The sequence below is a fragment of the Pseudomonas sp. PD9R genome, from assembly GCF_019200975.1.
Lineage (GTDB): Bacteria > Pseudomonadota > Gammaproteobacteria > Pseudomonadales > Pseudomonadaceae > Aquipseudomonas.
This window is the reverse complement of record NZ_JAHTMR010000038.1, coordinates 1-4,886: the sequence shown is the minus strand read 5'-3', so window position 1 is coordinate 4,886 and position 4,886 is coordinate 1. Positions and strand designations below refer to the sequence as shown.

Here is a 4,886-nt window from a genome sequence, read left to right as displayed (position 1 = left end):
GCATTGGCCCGATGGCGCTCATGACGATCAACTGCGCTACAGCCTTAGCGATCATCTGCGTTCTAGCACGTTGGAATTGGACGGCGAGGCCGGTGTGCTGACTCAGGAACGCTACTACGCCTTCGGCGGTACGGCCTGTTGGGCGGGGAAAAGTGCGTTGGTGGCCAATTACAAAACTATCCACTACTCGGGTAAAGAGCGGGATGCGACGGGGCTTTATTATTATGGATATCGGTATTACGCGCCGTGGTTGCAACGGTGGGTATGTTCGGACCCGGCGGGTAACGTCGATGGTCAGAATCTGTTTGCTATGGTGGGTAATGCCCCATTGATTCATATTGACTTGGCGGGGGCGATGCGTTCATCCACGTCTAACGATGAGGCCATTACTGCTGGCCAGATGCATTTTAAACAGCATTTGTTTCCAACTATTATTGCTAGAAAAGAGTCGGACAAAGAAAGGGCAATAGACAATTTGATGAAAGTGACCGGTAGTCAGCGTGCCGAAAATGTAGGAGAACTTCTTGAGAAGATAAAAACGCTGTTAGAGCTTGCTCCTCCATCGTTTAACTTTAATCCTGAGGACACTTACCGATTTAAAGGACCCTCCATGATGAATGCATGGGCATCAATGCTACCCCAAAGCGGCATAAGCAACAAAAATTCGGCAGAATATTCGATGTTTGATTATAGGAACTCACCTGTGGAGTTGATGAAAATCAGCGGAGGACCCGAACGAGAAAATTTTAATTCATATCTTCGCCCGGTGTATGGAGCACTGCAAATTGTGGATTTTTCTGATTCGGCAGGGAGTGCCAATTTTTATGGCAGAGGCGCATTTATTTTTAAGGAACAAAACAAGGAATATATGACATTCACCGGACAGGACTCGCTTCAAGGCAAGGTTTTGGGTGGGAGGTTTACTTTCGACCATTTGTCTGTCGTTGGAAATTATTATCCAGTTATTTACTCCCTTCCGAGTGCAATGGTGAATTTTTTAAGGAATAGTTCTCCCGGGGAGTTGAATTTGCGTGAATCTATTGGTGATCTAACATATGTAGAGTGGCAATCGCATTCTCCTATGTATTGGGAAGGTGTAGAGAAAATCGTTTTTGAAACTGATAGGGATAGAGATGCAGCAAATTTACAGTTTCTGGGAATTTCAGGGATTGAGCGCCTTTCACTAGCGATGGATAGAAATTGATGGAATATAGGGGTGAGGAACATTCGAGCGTTATTTTCAAGTGTTTAACGTCTAAGTGAGAGCCGGCAGGCCCGCTCTATATCCAGCAATGCAAAGCCCTGCTTCATTCCCAGACATTCAATGCTTCCCTTTGGGTATGAATATGAATTCTCTACCTGCCGCCAAGATCGCAGCCTGCGGAAGCTCCTACAGTTGCACGCCTACCCATGTAGGAGTTGCCGCAGGCTGCGATCTKTTGATCTTCGCGGTTTCAAAAACACCGACCTGTTACTTTTTACAGTATCGATCAGCATGAAAAAGGCTCAGTCTTCCCTCGTCCAGAGCGAAGGACCGTCCATACCGTGAACGCTAACCACCACGCAGCCACGCCAACACTCTCGGTCATCGATCCGCGCACCCTCGCGATCCGCAGCGTGGGCTATTGCCGGCATCCCGATAGCCCGGTGATTGATCCGCGCATCACCCGGCAACGCTTTGATGCGGCGGGGCGGTTAAGTGAGTCRTGGGACCCTCGGTTGTGGGGTACGGCGTTGAAACCGAATCTGGCCACGGTCTATGGTTTGAGCGCTCAGCCGCTGCTGACGGACAGCGTCGATGCCGGGTGGCAGTTGAGCCTGCTGGATCAGACCGGTTTGCCCTGTTGGTTCTGGGATGCACGAGGCAGTCAGCGTCAYACCSAATATGACGATCAATTACGTCCAGTYGSGGTYACGGAGCAGGCCCTWTGRGRANGTGCCCCGCGTAGTGGAGCGACTGACCTATGCYGRCGCAGATCCAACTTTTGCAGAGCGCAATCAGTGCGGRCARTTGAYYCGCCACGACGATCCCGCCGGCAACCAAATCTTTCCTGAGTATGGGCTTGCCGGGGCGGTATTGATCGAAGCTCGGCGCTTCCTGATAGACCTCGAAACACCTGACTGGCCAATCGAATTCGATGCCCGAAATCGGTGCCTGGAAGATCAGTCATTCATCACTCGCTATTCCTTCAACCCGACCGGCGAAACTCAGCGTCAGATCGATGCCATGGGCAATGCCCAAACCTTYGGCTACGACATCGCGGGCAAGCTGAGTGAGGCCTGGCTTCAACTGGCTGGTGAGGGCAAACAACCGCAACGCCTGGTCAGCGATATTCGTTACAACGCCCATGACCAGATCGAAAGCGAAACCGCCGGCAATGGYGTGGTGACCTGTGCYGARTACGCTGCCGATGACGGTCGATTGATCARACTGGTGGCCGCAGTTGGGAGTCAGAAGCCRTTACAGGATCTGAATTATGTCTACGACGCGACAGGCAATATCGTCGCAATAGAAGACACGTCCCAAGCCGTGACGCATTTCAATAACCAGCGTATCGACCCGATCAACCGYTACCGYTACGACAGCCTCTATCAATTGGTYGAAGCCAAGGGCTGGGAAGTCAGCTCGCCCAGCCAYGGYCCGGCATTACCGGAGCTTCTGCCCACACCGCTGGACCCCAACCAGCGACGTAATTACACCCAGMAATTCGAGTACGACCGSGCCGGCAATCTGATTACTCGCCASCAYRSCGGTGCKYCCGGTTTCTCGATGTTCACYTCSGCSAGCAGCAACCGAAGCCTGGCGCARCGGGACGACGGYTCGCTGCCGGRAGAGGCCGATATCGTTGTGGGTTTTGATGCCTGCGGCAATCAACGGGAACTGCTACGTGGGCAAGCCATGCTCTGGGACAGCCGCAACCAGTTACGTCAGGTCACTCTGGTTCAGCGCGAAGACGCGCCCGACGACTACGAATGCTACCGCTACAACCGCCCCGGCCATCGKYTGCGMAAGRTYYWTTTCAGCCAAACCAATCGCCRAACCCTSCGCRCYGAAGTCCGCTACCTCCCCAATCTGGAAATCCACCGACAGGCCGACGGTGAAGAGCGGCATGTCATCAATGTCGAAGCAGGGCGCAGYWGCGTRCGCRCSYTGCATTGGCCCGATGGCGCTCATGACGATCAACTGCGCTACAGCCTTAGCGATCATCTGCGTTCTAGCACGTTGGAATTGGACGGCGAGGCCGGTGTGCTGACTCAGGAACGCTACTACGCCTTCGGCGGTACGGCCTGTTGGGCGGGGAAAAGTGCGTTGGTGGCCAATTACAAAACTATCCACTACTCGGGTAAAGAGCGGGATGCGACGGGGCTTTATTATTATGGATATCGGTATTACGCGCCGTGGTTGCAACGGTGGGTATGTTCGGACCCGGCGGGTAACGTCGATGGCCTTAATCGATACCGCTTCGTCCGCAATAACCCAATCACGCGGCAAGACTTAAGCGGAGCAATGTCTAATCCGCCTACTGATGTGGTGGATGCTTACGATCGAATGTTTAAAAAAGGGCGGGTATGGAAGGGATTGATGAAAGGCTCTGAAAGTGGCCTCGAAACAATCGCGCGAATCTCAAAAAAAAACCTTGTCACATTAGAGGGGGAAATTGAGAGTGAGAAACAGACGAAGCTTGCCGAGCGCATTTCCAATATTTCGTGGGATGAGTATTTGATCGCGCATTTTAGCAATACTGACTTTACAACGCAGGAGGGTGTGCATTTTAAGTCTGTAGGGATGTTGCAGCGTGAAAAAGAAGATTTTGGCTACAGAGGTCATACTACGGTGGAGGATATGCTGAAATATGGGACTTATGAATTTTCTTTTTTTTCTCTGGAGGCTGGTGCTGAATTAAAAAAGACTAAATCGAGTTTCGGGGGGTTTCGTTATCACACGTCATTTGCAAAATTAGGTAGTAAGTCAGATTATACACATATGAAAGTAGCAGATCTGATGGGGTCCAAATATCGCCAAGTCAATCCTTTTCGAGGGGGGGGATTAAGCTGGTTGAAAGATGATATAGAAGATTTTAGGGATAAGGTTGGACTGCGAGAAGATAAGGTGGAGGATATGTTGTTTTATAGTAACGATATGTTTGTCGGCTTAGGGTTAAAAATTGCTGTTGATTTGGGTTCCTTGAGTTCAGCCACTCAAGACGCTGTTGTGGAGTGGAGCGATAGTGATCGTCCACTCGAAAACGTCAGTGAAATTATTAATGCTTTTTATCGCCCGCAAATTGCAGTGCCCGGAGGATTTAAACTTAAATCTGATGAATTTACGTTAAGGCCACCACCAGTGAGAAGCTAAACGTTTAACGTTTTGTAGCTCATGCCGCTTACTTGCGGCATAAGGTCCATATCCAGCAATACTAAGCCCTGCTTCATTCCCAGACATTCAATGCTTCCCTTTGGGTTTGAATATGAATTCTCTACCTGCCGCCAAGATCGCAGTCTGCGGCAGTTCCTACAGTTGCACGCCTACCCATGTAGGAGCTGCCGAAGGCTGCGATCTGTTGATCTTCGCGGTTTCAAAAACACCGACCTGTTACTTTTTACAGTATCGATCAGCATGAAAAAGGCTCAGTCTTTCCTCGTCCAGACCGAAGGACCGTCCATACCGTGAACGCTAACCACCACGCAGCCACGCCAACACTCTCGGTCATCGATCCGCGCACCCTCGCGATCCGCAGCGTGGGCTATTGCCGGCATCCCGACAGCCCGGTGATTGATCCGCGCATCACCCGGCAACGCTTTGATGCGGCGGGGCGGTTAAGTGAGTCGTGGGACCCACGGTTGTGGGGCACGGCATCGAAGCCGAATCTGGCCACGGTCTATGG

At 51.4% G+C, this 4,886-nt stretch carries 3 protein-coding genes; all 3 read left to right on the top strand.

Translation table 11 applies throughout. The annotated features are described in order from the left end of the window. Positions 1–1,204: RHS repeat domain-containing protein (locus KUF73_RS31530; RefSeq protein ID WP_305516117.1), on the top strand; the 1,204-nt coding region annotated here is incomplete at its 5' end. A gap of 807 nt (positions 1,205–2,011) precedes the next feature. Beyond that, entirely contained in the window at positions 2,012–4,357 is a 2,346-nt protein-coding gene (locus KUF73_RS31210) for an RHS repeat domain-containing protein (protein WP_256345717.1), read from the top strand. Positions 4,358–4,668: 311 nt separating this feature from the next. Beyond that, a partial coding sequence (locus KUF73_RS31205; RefSeq protein WP_218441777.1) for a hypothetical protein occupies positions 4,669–4,886 on the top strand: 218 nt, incomplete at its 3' end.